The 1,964-nt window shown below is 49.7% G+C and carries 2 protein-coding genes and 1 pseudogene; all 3 read left to right on the top strand.

Annotation, left to right across the window (positions count from 1 at the left end):
• The coding region (locus tag BEI65_RS26650; protein ID WP_232519161.1) for a VENN motif pre-toxin domain-containing protein at positions 1-1,140 on the top strand (1,140 nt) is incomplete at its 5' end.
• Entirely contained in the window at positions 1,137-1,478 is a 342-nt protein-coding gene (locus BEI65_RS26645; RefSeq protein WP_099065747.1) for a hypothetical protein, read from the top strand. The genes BEI65_RS26650 and BEI65_RS26645, both read left to right, overlap by 4 nt.
• A gap of 96 nt (positions 1,479-1,574) precedes the next feature.
• A pseudogene (locus BEI65_RS26640) lies at positions 1,575-1,964 on the top strand (hemagglutinin); the annotation flags it as partial.

The following is a 1,964-nucleotide window of genomic DNA, read 5'->3' as shown; positions in this document are numbered from 1 at the left end:
CTGCGTAATAGCGATGCCTATAAAAAGGCGATGGAAAGCTATGGCACCGGCAGCGATATGCAAAGAGCCGCGCAGGCGGTAACGGGGGCATTGCAGGCTCTGGCGGGGAACAATCTGGCCGGGGCTCTGGCGAGCGGTACGGCACCTTATCTGGCGAGAGAAATCAAAGCGCGTATCGGTGATGACAATGTAGCCGCCAACGCGATGGCACATGCGGTGCTGGGTGCGATAGCTGCGCAGTTAAAAAACCAGTCAGCGGTAGCCGGAGCGGTGGGTGCCGGTGGTGGCGAACTGGTCGCGCGAGTAATACTGAGTGAGATGTTCCAGGGCCGTAAAATCTCGGAGCTGACAGAAAGCGAGAAACAGCAGGTGAGCGCGCTGAGTCAACTGGCCGCAGGGCTGGCGGGCGGTCTTGCTGCCGACAGCAGCGCAGGCGTGGTGACAGGTTCGCAAGCCGCTAAGAATGCGGTGGAGAATAATGCGCTAAGTGCCAATGACTTCGGTAAGGGCATGGCGGATTACGGCCAATCAGTACAGTCCTACGCGCAATATGCTCAGGATAAGAATCTACCGCCGGAACAGGTACAAGCTGACCTTGCTCGAATGGTGAAAGGTGATTTGCCAGAAAGTGCGGATATTATCAAAGCCATCCTGAGCAACAACCCTGGCTCCGATACCGTCATGGCATTGCTGACAGCGCAAGAGGCGAAGGATTATGCGTTGGCGCTGTTGACGTCAATCCCGGCAGAAAAAGCGTTGTCTGTAGTGAGTAAAGGCGCGACTGTTATCAGCAATAAGATGCTGATCAGTGCGGCGGAGAAGATATCGACCGCGAAACCGGGTAAACAGTTTACAACACCGAGAGATTTGAATGAGCAGGTATTGTGGAATCAGATTGAAAAAAATCCGTCAAGTGGAGTTAAATTCTCCGATAAGGGGATGGATTTAAATACAGACCCTCGCTTTCCTAAATCTTCTGGGTTTGAAAAAATGACAGTTAATCATGAACTTCCAGACGGGAGGAATATTGAAATACATTATCAATATAACTCGGTGACTAATAAGGCATATGATATGAAAATTATTACTCCTAAGCGCTCTGAGTTACAGCCTGGACAATCTTTTGGAGAGAGTAAATGAAGATAAAAAGTCGGCTTAGTGGGCATTTTATTGATATATTTGCTATTTATTGGGTCTTGTCAATAGATGGGTCATGTACGGAAACTATATTACTAGGACTGCCAAGAAATAATGGCGGGTTAGTGCCTTATCGAATTACAGGGAGGCTTGTAGATAAAGTTGAAGTTATAGACTCATCAATACCAGATGGTTTTATTTATTACCATTCAGGTATTTATCACAGAGCATTAATTGAAGAGAATCTACTAGATGATCTTCGTGAATATGATGAGGTAGCCTATAACCGCTTCCTTGAGATCCTGAAAGAGGAAGGCCACATAGAACAGGATTTTTATTAACATCTAGTAAGCGATCTAACCCCGACCATTTGGGCTGGGGTCCTTGCGTCTAGGCCCAAAATTCCCCCACCTCCGCAATAAATAGCCGGGGAAAGTAGTATCAGCAGCGGCGGCCCGGTTGGGTCAGATCTGCTGACCAATCTGGCAGGCGCAGCCCTTTCCGGTGCAGGTAATAAAGGGCACGCAGAAGGCACCACGCAGGCGGCGGTGTCGGGCGGTAGCGTGGTTATTCGTGACCAGGCCAATCAAAAGCAGGATGTTAATCAGCTCAGCCGGGATACCGAGAACGCCAATGGCAGTATCGGGCCGATATTCGACAAGGAGAAAGAGCAGAATAGGCTGAAGCAGGCGCAGCTGATTGGCGAGATAGCCGGGCAGACAATGGATGTTATCCGCACTCAGGGTGATATCAATGGGCTGAAGGCGGCGAAAGCGGCCAATCCGACTGAAAAAGACGTCAAGGTGCTGCGTAATAGCGATGCCTAT

The sequence above is a fragment of the Serratia sp. BW106 genome (assembly GCF_002607755.1).
Lineage (GTDB): Bacteria > Pseudomonadota > Gammaproteobacteria > Enterobacterales > Enterobacteriaceae > Serratia > Serratia proteamaculans.
The sequence above is the reverse complement of the archived record's forward strand: the minus strand, read 5'-3'. Positions and strand labels throughout refer to the sequence as shown.

What these genes read in the sequence shown, in the direction of transcription:
- BEI65_RS26645 (WP_099065747.1), top strand. Translation starts at nt 1,137, where the DNA reads ATGAAGATAAAAAGTCGGCTTAGTGGGCATTTTATTGATATATTTGCT.